Genomic DNA, 16250 nt, shown 5'->3' with positions numbered 1-16250 from the left:
AACATCCCTTCCAAGTAATAAGGAAGGGATGTTTTGCTTAACTAATTTTTGAGTTAGGTGTTTCATCAATCTTATGAAACCCTTTCATGTAATATACGATTGCTAAGCCGATAAGCCAAATTGGGCCGACAATCAATGCAATTCGTGTATCTTCTGAATACGCCATTATACATAAGACTAGTGCAAGGAAGGCAAGTGAGAAATATGAGCTTAATGGGTATAAAGGCATTTTATATGATAACTTTTGTTTATTTTGAGTAGGCAAGCTTTTACGGAATTTAATTTGAGCGACTAATATAATGCCCCAAGTCCAAATTGCACCGAAAGTTGAAATGCTAGTAAGCCATGTAAATACCTTTGCAGGTACAAGATAGTTTAATATAACACCAATTAGTAAAACGATAGCAGTTGCTACAATTCCTTGGCTTGGAATGCCATTTTTATTTAAACGACCAAATCTTTCAGGAGCTTTTTTCTGCTGAGCTAATGTATATAGCATACGGCCTGTACTAAATAAACCACCGTTACAAGAAGAAAGAGCTGCTGTTAATACGACAAAGTTAATAATACCTGCTGCTTTTGCGATACCAATTTGCTGGAATGTTAATACGAATGGACTGTCTTTCTCACCAAGTTCGTTCCATGGATAAATTGCCATCATAACGAATAATGCCCCAACGTAAAAGAGTAGAATTCTCCAAAATACGTTATCAATTGCCTTTGCGAGTGTTTTCTTCGGATTTTGAGCCTCACCAGCTGTAACGCCGATTAATTCAACGCCTAAATAAGCGAATAGTACCATCTGCATGGAGAGTAGTAACCCAGAAAATCCATTTGGGAACCAGCCACCATGTGACCAAAGATTTGAAATACCAGTAGCGATACCACCGTTTCCGAATCCGAATAAAATAATACCAGCTCCGACTACTATCATACAGATAATTGTGACAATTTTAATGAGAGCAAACCAAAACTCAAGTTCTCCAAATACTTTTACCGATAAGAAGTTAAAAGCGCTCATTAATAATAGAGCAAGTAATGCCCAAGTCCAGCGCGGGATATCAGGGAACCAGTACTGCATGTAAATACCAGCTGCTGTAATTTCAGCCATACAAGTAACAACCCATAAGAACCAGTAATTCCAACCAGTAATATAACCAGCGAGTGGTCCAATATAATCATATGCATATTTACTAAAAGAACCAGCAACAGGTTGTTCAATTGCCATTTCCCCAAGCGCTCGCATAATGAAAAAAATAACGAGACCGGCAATCATATAGCCTAGCAAAATAGAAGGACCTGCTAGTTTAATGGCGGAAGCGGATCCTAAAAATAGCCCAACGCCAATAGCTGAGCCCAGTGACATTAAAGTAATATGTCGTTCTTTTAAACCACGATTTAAAGTTCCAGATTTGTTTGTGTGCTGCATAAGAAGAATCCCCCTTGTAGAGTGAACGATATTTGAATGCGTTTACTAAATATTTAACTATTTCAAATTATAAAACATTTCTATCTGTTATGCTACAAAAATAATCATAATGAACTGTACTACATCTGTACTTGTCAGACTTAAACTTAAAATTCGAACTATTAGGGAATATATTGACTCTTCTTTTTATTGATTGTTAAGATTAAGTATTATATTTTCTCGCATACTAGTAAGAAAAAGAATGTGTGATAATAATTCAGGTGTAGGAAGGGTACATAAGCATGTTTCAATTACAAAAATATAACACTTCTGTGAAGCAAGAGTTTTTAGCTGGCATCACAACTTTTTTTACATTTGCGTATATTCTTGTCATCAATCCAAAAATATTATCTGATGCAGGTGTACCATTTGACCAAGCGTTTACAGCAACAATTATTGCAACCGTTGTTGGAACAGTAGGTATGGCGATTTTCGCGAATTACCCAATTGTTATTGCTCCAGCTATGGGAATGAATGCATATTTTGCTTATTCTGTTGTACAGAAGGCAGAAGGGATTACATATGTAGTTGCCTTTTCAGCTGTATTTGTAACGGGGATTATTTTTCTTTTATTATCTTTTACTTCGTTTAGGCAAAAGTTAATTTTAGCAATTCCTGATAGTTTAAAGCATGCAATTGCAGGTGGAATTGGACTATTTATTGCTTTTATTGGATTGCGCCTTTCTGGAATTATCGTGGATCATCCGTCTAATTTAGTTACGATTGGTGATTTTCATTCTCCAGCTGTTATTTTAACTTTAATTGGTTTAATATTAGCGGCGGTATTAATGACATTGCGTGTGAGCGGTGCATTATTTATTAGTATGATTGTGACAGGAATTATTGCCTTCTTTACAGGGCAATTGAAGTTTGCTGATAAAATTGTGGCGATGCCTCATTTACCAGAGGGTATCATCGTTTCAAACCCAATCAATGCCTTTTCAGATGTAATTGAATACGGATTATACGGCGTTGTATTTTCATTTTTACTTGTACTTTTATTCGATACAACAGGTGCATTACTCGGTTTAATTAAACAAGCAGGTTTAATTACAGACAATACAGAGAAGCGTTTTGGTAAAGCGTTTATTGCGGATGCAATTGGCGGGACTACAGGTTCTATCTTTGGAACAAGCCCAACAGCAGCGACGATTGAATCGTCAGCAGGTATTGCTGCAGGTGGTAAAACTGGATTAACAGGGATTGTAGTTGTTGGTCTAACAATTATAACGGCATTTTTTAGTCCTGTTATTGCTTCTTTATCAAGTGTAGCCGCTATTACAGCTCCTTCATTAATTATAGTAGGTAGTTTAATGGCACAAAGCATTCGAGATATTAATTGGAATGAATTTGAAGATGCGTTACCAGCATTTTTAATTTTTATAGGTATTCCGTTAACATCTAGTATTGCAAATGGAATCGCAATTGGATTTTTAGTATATCCAGTCTTGAAAATTGTGAAGGGTAAAGGGATGGAAGTACATCCATTACTATACTTATTTGCATTCTTATTTGGATGTCATTTATTCTTATAATATAAATATAGGAGAGGGCCTTCTTATGGGAGGCTCCCTTTTTGTGTATAATAAAGTGAAACTATGAGCAGTAGGGGATATCCTCACTGTGTATTAGCCCGCACCAATCGGGATAAGATGAAAACTTAATTGGTTTTGTAAAATATAAATTACTTAATGGAATATATATGTTACAATATAGATAGAGGAGGAACATGAATGGCTGTAAGTAAAATAAAAGTCGCGCGTGTTCAGTTAGATTTAACACAGCAACAATTAGCAGAAAAAGTAGGCGTTACAAGGCAAACGATTAGTTTAATTGAGAAGGGGAAATACAATCCATCTTTAGATTTATGTTTAAAAATTTGTTATGCAGTAGATAAAACGTTGAATGATTTGTTTTGGGAGGAAAAGGAGTGGTAGGATGAAAATCGTGAAAGATGAACGTTTAATGATTGAAGGGTTAAAACATATTAGATTAGCTTTCATCTTACAAAATATCGTCATACTAGCTATCGTCTTTTACCGCTATGTCTTGCAAGGGGCAGGATATGAAAGTGTTTCGGATTTATTAATGGTATTTATGGGCGGGATAATAATTATTAACTTTTTAAATCTGAAAAATTCAGTGGAAGTGTATGAGCATACGGGCGGAGTGTCGCGTCGTTATTTTATGAAGCTATTATTCATTCCGGTGGGTATTATTATTGGGATTTTAGCTATTTGTATCGTTGTAACACCAGATATTTCGATAAAGGAAATTAGTATGACAGGACTTATTATGTTTGCTTGTTTTTTAGTTCCTAGTTTGTTTATATACATATATATGAAAAAAATAAAAAGAGAAGATTGAAATATAAGAAAGGCTTTCCCGTATTGAGGAAAGCTTTTCTTATATCTTTTTATACAAAACTTTATGAAGGCCAATTGGTTCAAGTTCAAAAATTTCACCATGCTCCTGAAAGCCTAATCGCTTGTAATAGTCAGTTACAGTAATTCGGCCATTACACCATAACATATTTGCTTGACGCTCTTGTAAGATTTGTTCTGCATTCTGAATTAAGGAGCTTCCAGCGTGGTTGTTTCGAAACTCAGGTAATGTGGCCATTCCTCGTAGACGATAATGAATACCGGCTGGTAGGTCAGGGTATATTTCTTTTGAGAAGGAAGCGATACTAATTAGTTCATCGTTTATAAATGCGCCTAAGTGGAAGGTGTCTGTTTCATAATCGGAAGGATATTTACAATCTGCTAATGTTTGATTGGGGCGTAAAATTTTTTGACGTAATACGTAAGTTTCAGATCCCTCAATATTTTTCACGATAATCATATTAACATCCTTTCTTATAAGGCCTTTTCTGTTAATTGTATAAAGAAATAAGCAGGTGCGGCGAGAAGTCCGAGTATGCTAGCAGTTCCGAGAAGGAGTGAAAGTAGGAGGCAAGAATATTTTATTCCATTCGATTTTTTCCATCCGTAACTACAAATCTCAATACTAACACCGATGAGAATAATGGCAACGAGTATTTCTGCTAATAATAAAAGAGCTAAAGTTACAATAGACATAATGTGATCCATCCTCATAATATGTGATAGTAACATTTTACCATATGAAGTTAAAAAAATGCCCCTCAATTATGTGAGGGGCATTTTTTTACTCTAATATGTTTTTTAGTGTATCGATATGTTCTTTTGAACCTGTTACAAGTAATGTGTCACCGTGTTGTAGTCTTGTATCACCATGCGGTATTAATGCTTTGTTACCGCGGTAGATTTGAATGACAAGTACATCACCTAAAAACGGGAGGCGGCGAAGCGCAACGCCGTTATATTTATTGCTGCGCAGTTCAACTTCACGTACTGTTTCGTTTGCTGTTGTAATTAAGCGAACGAGACTAGGTTTATCAATAAGTGCACGTAATAAAATACGTGTAGAGTTAATTGTTGAGAATACAGCGATATGTTCTTGCGTTGCTTTTTCTTGTAGAAGTGGATCTTCTACACTTGCAATAACATGTTCAACACCTAGCTCTTTTGCATGTTCTGCCAATAATAAGTTTTGTTCATCATCGCTTGTTGCAACAACGACGCGATCTGCATCAAATGCTGTTTGTTCAGTTAATGATGCGATTGTGATGTCATCTAATTTCACGATAGGGAAGTCATGTGATTTCGCTTCTTCATCATTTATTTTGTTTTGACGCATCATATATAGCGTTACGTCATAATCTTCTCGTTTTAAATCTAGTGATAACGGAAGGGTAATTCTGCTCGCGCCAATAATAGCTACTTTTGGTTTTGGTGTTTCTACTTTTGGGAACATTTTTTTAAACAATATAGGTGCAAAAATACAAGTAATAACTGCGCTTAAAATAAGAGAGGCAGATAAACTTGGACTGATGATCTCCAGTTTTTCACCAATTTGTGCAGCCGCAATAACTAAAGAAAGTGTCGATGTTAATAAGATTGCACTTCCAAGTACGATATTACGTGGATACCATTTTCTTAAGACGAGTGATGGTAAGAGTTTCGAAATAAAGAGTCCTACAATTAAGATTGGAATCATTAGCATGCTAGAAGGTTCTTTGAAAATAGACCACACCTCTAGATTTACACCAACCATTACGAAGAAAATAGGGATGAAGAAACCATAGCCGATAGAATCAAGTTTTTCCACCATATCTTCATTTGGTGATAATAACGATACAAGTACACCTGCTAAGAAGGCACCTAAAATATTTTCTGCTCCAACAGATTCCGATAACCCAACTAAGATTAAAATGAGTGCAAAAACAGCTCGTGTATCAATTTGTACACTACCAGCTTTTAAACTATCTAAGTATGGAATGTTTTTAAAGCGTTTTGCAATAAAGTAAATGACAATACCGGCACCGAATAGAATAAGTAAGAGCCACATACTTTGACCGCTTTCGGAATTTAATCCGACGAAAACAGCGAGTAAAATCATTGTAACTAAGTCTGCAATAACAGCAACTAATAAAATGATTTGTCCGATTGCAGTTTTTCCTAGGTTGTTTTCTTTTAATGTTGGTACAACAACACCTAAAGAAATAGTTGAAATAATTAAAGTCATGAACATTGCATTATCTACAAATCCTAGCCATACGAATAGTAATGATAGGGCATAAGATAAGATGAAAATAAATAAGAAGATAATGCTTGCTACTTGAAATGTATTTGGCTCGTTTGTCGTATTTTTTTTCCCTTTTTGTTTAAAGATAGAAAAATCAATTTCTAAACCGCTTAAGAACATGAGGAAGATAAATCCTAATGTTGATAAAACTTGAAGCCATATATCTGGCTCAATAATATTAAACCCACTTTTACCTACAAAGATTCCTGCAATAATTTCTGCAACGACAACAGGAAGTGCTTTTAATTTAAAGCGTTGTAACAAAAGGGGAACGAAAAACGCGATTGCAACGACAACCATAAGTGATAGAACAGAAGTATGATGTTCCATTGCGTTCTCTCCCTTCAAATAAATATAGTACCTATTTAGCCATATAATAGGTAGAAAAGCAACGCATATGGATTCGATTTCATAAAGAAAGATTTTTCTTAACATTTGTCATAATAAGTATATTTTTCATGATTCTGTTGTTAATTCCGTAATGTGGATGTAACAGGGGAGGGGATAAAAAAAGACTGCTGAGGAATCTCAGCAGTCTTTTTCATGTACATTACATTGAGAAGAAGATCCATACAGTTAAACCAACTGTTGCAGTTGCAACGAAGAAACTGTATATCATTGTAAGAATTTGAACTCTTCCTTCTCCTTCTTTTAAATGCATGAACATAATTAATTGTAACAATGCTTGCGCAACAGCCATTATGATAATAGTTGTTAAGACTGTTGAAAGTGGCAATGTTGTGTAAAGTGCCACGTATAACGCTAGAAACGTTAATGCAAGCGATAAAATAAATCCGAAAACGTGTGACCAAGGGAATCCGCTATGCGCATGCCCGTTTGCTTGATTGTTGTTTTGAGCCATTTACGCCACCATCCCGTTCAAGTAAACTAGTGTGTAAATAAAGACCCAAACTAGATCAAGGAAATGCCAGTATAAGCTGATAATGAATACTTTACGAGCTGTAACTGGTGTTAAACCTCGTTTTAAAATTTGGATAATAACACAAGTTGCCCAAATGATACCGCCTGTTACGTGAGCTCCGTGCGTTCCAAGAAGAACGAAGAATCCAGATAAGAAAGCACTTGTTTGAATTGTTGCGCCTTCACCAATGTACATAATGAACTCTTCAATCTCAAAGAATAGGAAACCTGCACCTAAAAGTAATGTAAGGACGAACCATCCAAGCATCGCTTTTTGGTTATGCTTACGCATTTCATGAATTACGATACCGCATGTAAAACTACTTGTTAAAAGTAGTAATGTTTGAATTAAAAGCGTTTTAAGTTCAAACAATTGCGCTGGTGTTGGGCCATCTGCCGTACGACCAGCAAGGACTAGATAAGAGGCGAAAAGTGTTGCGAACAGCATAATTTCAGCCCCAAGAAAAATCCAGAATCCTAGGATATTCAATCTGCTTTGTTCGGATTGATATTCCAAAGGTAAGCTTTTATCTAAAGCCGCCATGTCATTTCACCTCTCATGCTATATGTTCTGTTTTTTTAATTTCATCAACACTGATATAGTAACCTTCATCATAATCGAATGAACGATAGATTAAGCAAGCTAAAATACCAACTCCACCGATTGCTGCAAGCCAGAACCAGCTAAATACTAATGCGAAACCTGCAAGACCGAAGAATCCAGACGCAATAATAGGCACACCAGAGTTACTTGGCATGTGAATTGGTTTAATATCTTCTGCTGCTGGTGTAACTGTTTCTCCGCGTTTTTTCATGTACCAGAAAGCATCAGCTTCTTTAATTTCAGGAAGCTTCGCGAAGTTGTAATGTTGTACAGGAGAGTGAGTTGCCCATTCAAGTGTACGACCATCCCATGGATCTCCAGTTGTGTCACGTTCACCGTGACGTGCACTCCAAATTACGTTGTAGCAAAGAAGTAGGAAGCCGATACCCATCATTACCGCACCAACAGATGCGATTTGGTTTAGCCATCCCCATCCAAGACTTTCAGAGTAAGTGTACATACGACGAGTCATACCGTCTAAACCTAAGAAGTACATTGGGAAGAAACAGATGTTGAATCCGCTCATAAAGATCCAGAATGTCCATTTACCTAGGCGTTCATTTAACATATGACCAGTCATTTTTGGATACCAGAATGTGAATCCAGCAAGCATAGCGAATACTGTACCTGCGATTAATACGTAGTGGAAGTGAGCGATTAGGAAGTAGCTGTTATGGTATTGATAATCAGCAGCTGCCATTCCAAGCATAACCCCTGTAACCCCACCGACTACGAAGTTTGGAATAAATGCCAATGACCAAAGCATTGGAACTGTAAAACGGATACGTCCTTTATACAGTGTAAACAACCAGTTAAAGATCTTAACACCGGTTGGAATCGAAATCGCCATTGTCGAAATCGAGAAGAATGAGTTAACCGCTGGACCTGCACCCATCGTGAAGAAGTGGTGAAGCCATACGACGAAACTTAGTAAAGAAATTGCAACCATTGAGTATACCATCGCACTGTAACCGAATAGACGCTTACGTGAGAATGTACTAATGGTTTCAGAGAAAATACCGAATGCCGGTAAAATAACGATATATACTTCAGGGTGACCCCATACCCAGAACAGGTTGGCCCATAACATCGGCATACCGCCGCTCGCCATCGTAAAGAAGTGAGCATCGAATAGACGGTCAAATGTCATTAATGCAAGAGCAACTGTTAATACTGGGAAAGCGAAAATAATGATAATTGTTGTAATTAAGATTGACCAAGTAAACATTGGCATTCTCATTAAAGTCATACCAGGTGTACGCATTTTTAAGATAGTAACAAGGAAGTTAATACCGGTCATTAGCGTACCGAGACCTGAAATCTGTAATGCAATTGCGTAGTAGTTATTTCCTACGCCTGAAGTAAACTCTGTACCTGCCATTGGGAAGTAAGAAGTCCACCCAGCGTCTGGAGAACCACCGATTACGAAAGCGATGTTGAATAACATTGCTCCGACAAAGAATAACCAGAAACTTAAAGCATTTAAGAACGGATATGCAACATCACGAGCACCAATTTGTAATGGTACTACAAGGTTCATTAATCCCATAACGAATGGCATTGCCATGAAAAGAATCATTACTGTACCATGCGTTGTAAAGATTCCGTTATAGTGTTCAGCGTTTAAATAAGTTGTTTCTGGGAATGTTAACTGTGCACGGATCATTAAACCATCCATACCACCACGGAATAACATGATAACCGCAGAAATAATATACATGGCTCCGATTTTTTTATGGTCAACAGTTGTCAACCATTCGTCCCAAAGCCATTTCCATTTTTTATACTTTGTTAGTACGAAAATGATTGCTAATGTCACAAGAACGATAGAAGCGTCTGCACCGTAAATAATCGGGTCACCTGTGACAAAGAATTCATCAAGCTTCACTGTGTTCACTCCAATCTGTTGGAATAATAGCTATTATTTTTTGTTTTTGTAGTAGTTATAATCACAATATTCAAGTGATTTTGGATCTACATAACTTAAGTGGTGACTAGAGAATGTCATACGACCAACTACACCTGGTTTAACAATTTCGTTGTACTTAGCTTCTGTTAGTTTAGGAGCAGTTTCTTGTACTTCTTTAACCCACTTGTCATATTTCTCTTTAGTTTTTGCTTCAACTTCGAACTCCATGTGTGTGAATCCTTCACCAGAGAAGTTCGCACTACGGCCTAGGTAAGAACCTGGCTTATCAGCTTGTAAATAAAGATCCATAATCATGCCATCCATTGTGTACTTCATACCACCAAGTTCTGGTACCCAGAAAGCATTCATTGGGCCGACAGAAGTCAGTTTGAATTGAATTGGTACACCAGCTGGGATGTTTAAATAGTTAACGGTTTCAATTTTTTCCTCTGGGTAACTGAATAACCATTTCCAGTTTGCAGATGTAACATAAATTTCAACTGGTTTAATATGTTTGGACTCTTTCGGAACCTCTTCCGAAGCATAAGTTGCTTTTACTGTTGGAATCGATAATGCGATAACGATAATAACAGGAACAAGCGTCCAAATAATTTCTAGTAATGTGTTACCGTGTTGTTCAGGTGGCTCATAGTCCATATTCTCTGGTTTTTCACGATAACGAATCAAGATGACTGTAAACAGAATGAATACAATTGCGATAATTAATGACATAAGCAAGAATGACCAAACAATTAAATCATACTGTGCTTTTGCAACAGGTCCTTGCGGATTTAATACTGCGAGTTTTTTATCACAGCCACCGAGGAACAGAAGTAATGATAACGGAAGAAGTGAAGCCAACTTCCAAAACGCTTTCTTTAGTTGCACGATTGAAAATCTCCTTTCTCCTTGGATTGAAACTATGCCAATAAAACAATATAAACCTATTAATTTATAGAAGGCAATAGTTTTTGATATATTGTTAAAAAATAGACACAAATGCACACTTTTTAAGGTGAATATCATTTGTAACTTGATTACATTGTAAACTATTTTCCAGAGAAAAACGTGATTGTGAAAATTTTAAGATAAATAAAGTTATACCAGGATATCCAAGAAATAGAAAAAAGCTATCTTATGATAAGGAAGATAGCTGAATATTTTGTATATTTAGTTTATTTCTTGTGTGACAGTTCGTGGCTGTTCAAGTGTGACAATTTTTTTATATTTAACTTGGTATAAAATGTAACAAATAATCATAAATGGAATGCCGCAATAAAGAGCAATTCTTTGATCTGGAATGAAAGCCAAACTAACAAATGTAATGAAATTGAGCGAGAACGCTACGATTGGAACGAGTGGATAGAGCGGTGTACGATATTTTAAATCATTTATGTTGCCACCATTTTTCACGAAATTTCTACGGAAGAAAAACTGTGAAGCGGCGATTGACATCCAAACGACAACGGCAGCCATTGCTGCAATAGATGTTAAAACTAGAAAGACAGTATCTGCCGCAAATACACTTGTTAGTAAGGACAGGCTAGCGAAAATTAGGCTGAAAATTAATGCATTTAGCGGTACACCTTTTTTAGTTAATTTCGTAAATGCTGGGCTTGCCATTCCTTGTTTTGCCATCGCCCACAGCATACGAGAATTTGCATATAGACCAGAGTTAGCAACGGATAATACAGCTGTAATAATAACAAAGTTCATAATATCTGCTGCATATGGGACACCGGCTACATCAAATACAAGTACAAAGGGACTTTCAACTAGATTAGCCTCTTGCCATGGGAGTAAACCTACAACAACTGATATCGCTAAGACGAAGAAGAAGAGAGTTCGCCAAATTGTATTTTTTATTGCTTTTGGAATTGTTTTTTCAGGATTTTCACTTTCTCCTGAAGCGATTCCAATTAATTCTGTTCCTTGGAAGGAGTAATTTACTGTAATCATCGTAAGAAGAACAGCTAATGCACCGTTGGGAAATAGCCCGCCATTTTCAGTGAAATTATGAAGCATTGGAGCTGGCTTTCCATTAAAGTCTAGTAGACCGAACATAACAGCGCCACCAAGCACGATGAAAATGACAATTGTCGCGACTTTTACACTTGCGAACCAAAACTCTGCTTCTGCATATGCTTTTGCTGATAAAGCGTTTACGAGGAAGAGTGCTGCTGCAAATGTAACGCACCAAATCCAGGAAGAAACGTCTGGAAACCAGCGTTTCATTAAAATACTTACAGTTGTTAACTCTACGCCAACTGTAACAGCCCAATTTAACCAATACATCCAACCGACAACAAATCCAAAACCAGGTGAAATGAATTTGCTTGCATAACTTTGGAATGAACCTGCTTCTGGCATAGCAACGGATAATTCACCAAGACATAACATCGTTAAATACATAACAAATCCACCGACTAAAAATGCAAGAATAGCACCACCAGGTCCGGCATTATGGACGATTTGACCAGATCCCATAAATAGCCCGGTTCCGATAACACCGCCGAGTGCAATCATAAATAGGTGTCTACTTTTCATTGTTCGTTTTAAATCTGTTTGTTCAATTTGTTGATTCATATGCCCCTCACCCCGTATTTTCTTGAATGTGTAAACTTCGTTTTATTCTGAGTTTTTAATCATTAGTGGGGGATGCAAAACACACTCGGTTTATTTGCTATGAAATGAATGGAGTATGTAAAAAACGAACTATGACTAAATACTCTAAGAATGTTTGTTAACATGGTGATATCTTCACTATGTTAACAATTTTGATTTTAGCAAAATATTCTGTAAATGTATATTTATTTTTCTTTTTATTAAAAATAATTAGAATTTTTATAATTAATTCTATGAGCGATAATTCACATGATCTTTCTAGCAAACTAGTAAGAAGAAGGGTACAATGATAAGAGGTGTATCTGTAAAATAATAATTAATGGAGTTTTGTTTATAATGAAAAAGTTAAAATATCTTTTTGTTTTTGGAATTATACTTGCTGCTGCATTTTTTATAGGAAAAGATAAAATCATGCAAAAGGCGCAAGTTCTACGCTTAGAGTTTCTATCTGAAATGAAAGAAGCAGCTATGATTGAAGATGTTCCGTTTATTAAACAATTACCAGAATTACCTCGAGGATGTGAAGTGACAAGTTTAGCTATGTTGCTGCAATATAAAGGTGTACAAGTAGATAAGATGCAACTTGCTAGCGAAATTCATCGTGTTCCATTTGAACAAAATGGTTTGCGTGGAAATCCTTACGAGGGATTTGTGGGAAATATTTATACAAAGGCAGAGCCTGGATATGGTGTATACAATAAACCAATCTTTGATTTAGCAGAAAAATATGTTCCTGAAAAAGTAATTAATTTAACAGGTAGAGACATGCAAGATATATATAAAGTAATTAGTTCTGGTTCTCCGGTATGGGTCATTATTAATACGACGTTTAAGCCGCTAGCTGAAAGTAGTTTTGAAACATGGAATACGAGTTCAGGCGAAGTGAAAATTACATATTATGAGCATAGTGCAGTAGTAATTGGATATGATCAAAACTTTGTATATGTAAATGATCCTCTTAAAAATAATCCGCGCTTGGCTGTTCCGCGAGCAGAATTTGAGAAAGCTTGGGAGCAAATGGGAAAACAAGCAATTACTATTTTATAATAATGAAAAAGTCATCTTTTGGATGGCTTTTTCTTTTTAGTTTACCATCACTGAAAATTCAGAAGATTCCTTTAAAAGTTAACAATTCACGTTATAATAACATTTAACTTGGTGAAGAAGGGGAGAAGAGAAATGGATGTTGCAAAGGAACTTGTTTTGTCAAAAAATCAGTTAGTTGAGTGGAGAAGGCATTTTCATAAGTATCCAGAGTTATCTTTTCAAGAAGAGAAAACATCGCAGTTTGTGTTCGATATACTTCGGAAATTCCCATATTTAGAAGTGTCACGGCCGACTAAATATAGTGTGATGGCAAAGTTAGTAGGTAAACATCCGGGCAAAACAGTTGCGATTCGAGCCGATATGGATGCTCTTCCTATTCATGAAGAAAATGAGTTTGATTTTATTTCTATATATAAAGGTGTAATGCATGCATGTGGTCATGATGGACATATAGCGATATTACTTGGGGTTGTACATAAGTTAGTAGAAGAAAGAGAGAAGATTAAAGGAGAGATTCGTTTTCTATTCCAACATGCTGAAGAGAATTTTCCTGGTGGTGCAGAGGAGATGGTTGCTGCAGGTGTAATGGAAGGTGTGGATTATATTATTGGTGCTCACCTTTGGGCGTCGTTAGAGGTTGGGAAAATAGGTGTTATTTATGGTCCTGCAATGGCTGCACCGGATGTTTTTAAAATTAAGATAGAGGGAAAAGGTGGACATGCTGGAATCCCTCATGAAACGGTGGATAGTATTGCAATCGGAACACAAGTCGTTTCGCAACTTCAGCAAATTGTATCTCGCCTCACGAATCCATTAGATTCTCTCGTAATATCTGTTACGCAATTTCATGCGGGGACAACTCATAATGTAATACCAGAGCAAGCCGAGATTGAAGGGACAGTGAGAAGTTTAAGACATGAATTACGAGGTGAAACAGAGAAGAAGATTGAGCGGATTGTGAAGCATATTACGGAATCTTACGGAGCGAAATATACATTTTCATATGAATATGGGTATCGACCAGTTGTAAATGACTATGAAGCTACAGAGCTTATTGAACAAACGGCATTACAACTTTATGGAAGGGATAGAGTTGTTCGTTTACAGCCGACGATGGCTGGAGAAGATTTTTCAGCGTTTTTACAAAAGGCACCGGGGACATTCTTTTTTATCGGAGCGGGAAATAAAGAGAAAGGTATTATATATCCTCACCATCACCCTCGTTTTACGATTGACGAAGATGCATTACTGATTGGAGTGGAAGTCTTTGTATCAGCCATTATGAACTTTATAAGTAAAGGAGAATGAGATGAAGAAAATACACATTCTAGCGCTTATCCCAGTTCTTTGTTTAGTAGTTGGGCCAATATTTGCGAATTCAGTTACTCCTTACGTATTAGGGATGCCATTTTTATTATTTTGGGTATTATTATCAGTGTTTATTACATCTTTTTGTATGGGGCTTGTGTACGTGTTTGATCCTGCTAATAAGGAGGATGTAAAATGACTGCATTACTTATCATTATTTTATTTTTGTTTCTCGCACTATTTTTAGGGATTCGGGCACAACATGGAAAAGATATGAATTTAGAGCAATGGTCAGTTGGGGGAAGAGGGTTTGGCACTATTTTTGTTTTTCTCCTTATGGCAGGTGAAATTTATACGACGTTTACATTTTTGGGAGGAAGTGGCTGGGCGTATAGCAAAGGAGCACCTACCTTTTATATTTTAGGTTATGGCGCTTTAGCTTATCTTTTATCGTATTTTTTATTGCCACCGATTTGGAAGTATGCGAAAGAGCATAACCTTGTTTCACAGTCGGATTTTTTTGCGAAGAAATATAGAAGTAAAGCGCTTGGGATTATTGTTTCAATTGTTGGTGTTGTTTCCATCATCCCATATCTTGTTTTACAGTTAAAAGGACTGGGAATTATCGTTTCAGAAGCTTCTTACGGAAGGGTGTCACCTGTTGTTGCGGTTTGGATTGGTGCTATTGTTATAACTATATATGTAATGGTTTCAGGTATACATGGTTCGGCTTGGACGGCTGCTTTGAAGGATATTATGATACTGTTTATCGTTATGTTTTTAGGTATATATTTACCGTATCATTATTATGGAGGATTTCAGCCGATGTTTGAGGCTGTAGAGGCAGCGAAACCGGGATTTTTATCTTTACCTGAAGAAGGAATGAGTATTTCTTGGTTTGTTTCTACTATTATATTAACGGCCCTCGGTTTTTATATGTGGCCTCATACATTTGCTTCTGCTTTTTCTGCAAAAAATGAAAAAGTATTTCGTAAAAATGCAGCAATTATGCCATTGTATTCTTTAGTTTTACTTTTCGTATTTTTTGCAGGATTTGCTGCTATATTGCAAGTTCCTGGGTTAAAGGGAGCGGATGTAGATCTTTCGTTATTCCGTCTTGCTTTACAAACTTTTGATCCTTGGTTTATTGGAATTATTGGTAGTGCGGGAGTATTAACGGCATTGGTTCCGGGTTCGATGCTTGTTATGGCGGCTTCTACACTGTTAGCGAAAAATATTTATCGAACGATAGTTCCATCTGCTTCAGATAGACAAGTTGCTAAGATGGCAAAATTATTTGTGCCTGTAGTAACGCTCGTGGCAGTTTTATTTACATTTAAAGGAGGAGAAACGATAGGAGCGCTTCTATTAATGGGATACAGTATTGTTACACAACTTTTCCCTGCACTTGTATGTAGCTTGTTTCCACGCCAAATTATTACGAAGCAAGGAGCGATTGCAGGAATAGGAGTTGGGCTGTTAGTGGTCGCATATATTACCTTATCTGGTTCAACTATAGCCACAATGTTTCCGAGTTTCCCGCAGTATATAAAAGATTTGAATGTAGGCATAGTCGCATTGTTAATTAATATGATTGTGATGTTTGTAGTTAGTGGGTTTACAAAAAGTGTATCTATAAAGAAAAACAATATAATAGTAGAAAAGTAATTCGTTTATCCCGCATTAACGGGCAGTAAGAC

At 36.5% G+C, this 16250-nt stretch carries 16 protein-coding genes; 7 read left to right on the top strand and 9 right to left on the bottom strand.

All coding sequences use genetic code 11. The features are described from left to right. Positions 1-37 precede the first annotated feature (37 nt). A complete protein-coding gene (locus QCI79_RS09525) occupies positions 38-1429 on the bottom strand; it encodes an amino acid permease (RefSeq protein WP_021727611.1) in 1392 nt (463 codons plus the stop codon). Positions 1430-1710: 281 nt separating this feature from the next. On the opposite strand from QCI79_RS09525, the gene QCI79_RS09520 reads away from it, so the two are divergent. The 3 genes from QCI79_RS09520 to QCI79_RS09510 all read left to right on the top strand — a co-directional run bounded on the left by QCI79_RS09520 (position 1711) and on the right by QCI79_RS09510 (position 3835). Beyond that, positions 1711-3003, top strand: a complete 1293-nt coding sequence (locus QCI79_RS09520; RefSeq protein WP_000487191.1) for an NCS2 family permease — start codon at positions 1711-1713, stop codon at positions 3001-3003. A gap of 198 nt (positions 3004-3201) precedes the next feature. Next, a complete protein-coding gene (locus QCI79_RS09515; protein WP_000301183.1) occupies positions 3202-3405 on the top strand; it encodes a helix-turn-helix transcriptional regulator in 204 nt (67 codons plus the stop codon). Between the two features lies 1 nt (position 3406). Further along, on the top strand, positions 3407-3835 hold the full coding sequence (locus QCI79_RS09510) for a hypothetical protein (protein WP_000706629.1): 429 nt from the start codon (positions 3407-3409) through the stop codon (positions 3833-3835). A gap of 39 nt (positions 3836-3874) precedes the next feature. Here QCI79_RS09510 and QCI79_RS09505 read toward each other — a convergent pair whose 3' ends face one another. The 8 genes from QCI79_RS09505 to QCI79_RS09470 all read right to left on the bottom strand — a co-directional run bounded on the left by QCI79_RS09505 (position 3875) and on the right by QCI79_RS09470 (position 12156). Continuing rightward, the gene (locus QCI79_RS09505) at positions 3875-4312 is read right to left on the bottom strand and encodes a GNAT family N-acetyltransferase (protein WP_000587682.1); all 438 of its coding nucleotides are present in this window, start codon (positions 4310-4312) and stop codon (positions 3875-3877) included. A 14-nt stretch (positions 4313-4326) separates the two neighbouring features. Next, complete coding sequence (locus QCI79_RS09500; RefSeq protein WP_044129536.1) at positions 4327-4584, bottom strand: DUF4022 family protein; 258 nt, start codon at positions 4582-4584, stop codon at positions 4327-4329. A 52-nt stretch (positions 4585-4636) separates the two neighbouring features. After that, on the bottom strand, positions 4637-6466 hold the full coding sequence (locus QCI79_RS09495) for a monovalent cation:proton antiporter family protein (protein WP_000399972.1): 1830 nt from the start codon (positions 6464-6466) through the stop codon (positions 4637-4639). 220 nt (positions 6467-6686) lie between these two features. Continuing rightward, a complete protein-coding gene (qoxD, locus tag QCI79_RS09490) occupies positions 6687-6998 on the bottom strand; it encodes a cytochrome aa3 quinol oxidase subunit IV (protein ID WP_000068425.1) in 312 nt (103 codons plus the stop codon). Next, on the bottom strand, positions 6999-7601 hold the full coding sequence (gene qoxC, locus QCI79_RS09485; protein ID WP_000729318.1) for a cytochrome aa3 quinol oxidase subunit III: 603 nt from the start codon (positions 7599-7601) through the stop codon (positions 6999-7001). Positions 7602-7614: 13 nt separating this feature from the next. Continuing rightward, positions 7615-9549, bottom strand: a complete 1935-nt coding sequence (gene qoxB, locus QCI79_RS09480; RefSeq protein ID WP_021727612.1) for a cytochrome aa3 quinol oxidase subunit I — start codon at positions 9547-9549, stop codon at positions 7615-7617. A 33-nt stretch (positions 9550-9582) separates the two neighbouring features. Beyond that, a complete protein-coding gene (locus QCI79_RS09475) occupies positions 9583-10458 on the bottom strand; it encodes a cytochrome aa3 quinol oxidase subunit II (protein WP_001176165.1) in 876 nt (291 codons plus the stop codon). Between the two features lie 282 nt (positions 10459-10740). Then, positions 10741-12156, bottom strand: coding sequence for an amino acid permease (locus tag QCI79_RS09470; protein ID WP_001075761.1), 1416 nt, complete (start codon positions 12154-12156; stop codon positions 10741-10743). A 375-nt stretch (positions 12157-12531) separates the two neighbouring features. Here QCI79_RS09470 and QCI79_RS09465 point away from each other — a divergent pair, with 375 nt between their 5' ends. The 4 genes from QCI79_RS09465 (at position 12532) to QCI79_RS09450 (ending at position 16218) form a co-directional block, all read left to right on the top strand. Beyond that, positions 12532-13242, top strand: coding sequence for a C39 family peptidase (locus QCI79_RS09465; protein ID WP_000734488.1), 711 nt, complete (start codon positions 12532-12534; stop codon positions 13240-13242). Positions 13243-13374: 132 nt separating this feature from the next. Further along, positions 13375-14550 (top strand): amidohydrolase, encoded by a 1176-nt coding sequence (locus QCI79_RS09460; RefSeq protein WP_000382125.1) that lies wholly within the window; start codon positions 13375-13377, stop codon positions 14548-14550. 1 nt (position 14551) lies between these two features. Continuing rightward, positions 14552-14749 (top strand): DUF3311 domain-containing protein, encoded by a 198-nt coding sequence (locus QCI79_RS09455; protein WP_000719833.1) that lies wholly within the window; start codon positions 14552-14554, stop codon positions 14747-14749. Then, the gene (locus QCI79_RS09450; protein ID WP_000125929.1) at positions 14746-16218 is read left to right on the top strand and encodes a sodium:solute symporter family protein; all 1473 of its coding nucleotides are present in this window, start codon (positions 14746-14748) and stop codon (positions 16216-16218) included. Before QCI79_RS09455 ends, QCI79_RS09450 begins: the two co-directional genes overlap by 4 nt. Positions 16219-16250: the final 32 nt, after the last annotated feature.

Source organism: Bacillus cereus group sp. MG1, from assembly GCF_040460035.1.
Taxonomy (GTDB): Bacteria; Bacillota; Bacilli; order Bacillales; family Bacillaceae_G; genus Bacillus_A; species Bacillus_A cereus.
This window is presented reverse-complemented; position numbering and strand designations above follow the sequence as displayed.

Excerpts from the sequence above, each read along its gene's own strand:
- QCI79_RS09520 (WP_000487191.1), top strand. The coding sequence starts at position 1,711 with ATGTTTCAATTACAAAAATATAACACTTCTGTGAAGCAAGAGTTTTTA.
- QCI79_RS09515 (WP_000301183.1), top strand. The coding sequence starts at position 3,202 with ATGGCTGTAAGTAAAATAAAAGTCGCGCGTGTTCAGTTAGATTTAACA.
- QCI79_RS09470 (WP_001075761.1), bottom strand. The coding sequence starts at position 12,156 with ATGAATCAACAAATTGAACAAACAGATTTAAAACGAACAATGAAAAGT.
- QCI79_RS09450 (WP_000125929.1), top strand. The coding sequence starts at position 14,746 with ATGACTGCATTACTTATCATTATTTTATTTTTGTTTCTCGCACTATTT.
- QCI79_RS09455 (WP_000719833.1), top strand. The coding sequence starts at position 14,552 with ATGAAGAAAATACACATTCTAGCGCTTATCCCAGTTCTTTGTTTAGTA.
- qoxC (WP_000729318.1), bottom strand. The coding sequence starts at position 7,601 with ATGGCGGCTTTAGATAAAAGCTTACCTTTGGAATATCAATCCGAACAA.
- QCI79_RS09510 (WP_000706629.1), top strand. The coding sequence starts at position 3,407 with ATGAAAATCGTGAAAGATGAACGTTTAATGATTGAAGGGTTAAAACAT.
- QCI79_RS09505 (WP_000587682.1), bottom strand. The coding sequence starts at position 4,312 with ATGATTATCGTGAAAAATATTGAGGGATCTGAAACTTACGTATTACGT.
- QCI79_RS09525 (WP_021727611.1), bottom strand. The coding sequence starts at position 1,429 with ATGCAGCACACAAACAAATCTGGAACTTTAAATCGTGGTTTAAAAGAA.
- QCI79_RS09495 (WP_000399972.1), bottom strand. The coding sequence starts at position 6,466 with ATGGAACATCATACTTCTGTTCTATCACTTATGGTTGTCGTTGCAATC.
- QCI79_RS09500 (WP_044129536.1), bottom strand. The coding sequence starts at position 4,584 with ATGTTACTATCACATATTATGAGGATGGATCACATTATGTCTATTGTA.
- QCI79_RS09465 (WP_000734488.1), top strand. The coding sequence starts at position 12,532 with ATGAAAAAGTTAAAATATCTTTTTGTTTTTGGAATTATACTTGCTGCT.
- QCI79_RS09460 (WP_000382125.1), top strand. The coding sequence starts at position 13,375 with ATGGATGTTGCAAAGGAACTTGTTTTGTCAAAAAATCAGTTAGTTGAG.
- qoxD (WP_000068425.1), bottom strand. The coding sequence starts at position 6,998 with ATGGCTCAAAACAACAATCAAGCAAACGGGCATGCGCATAGCGGATTC.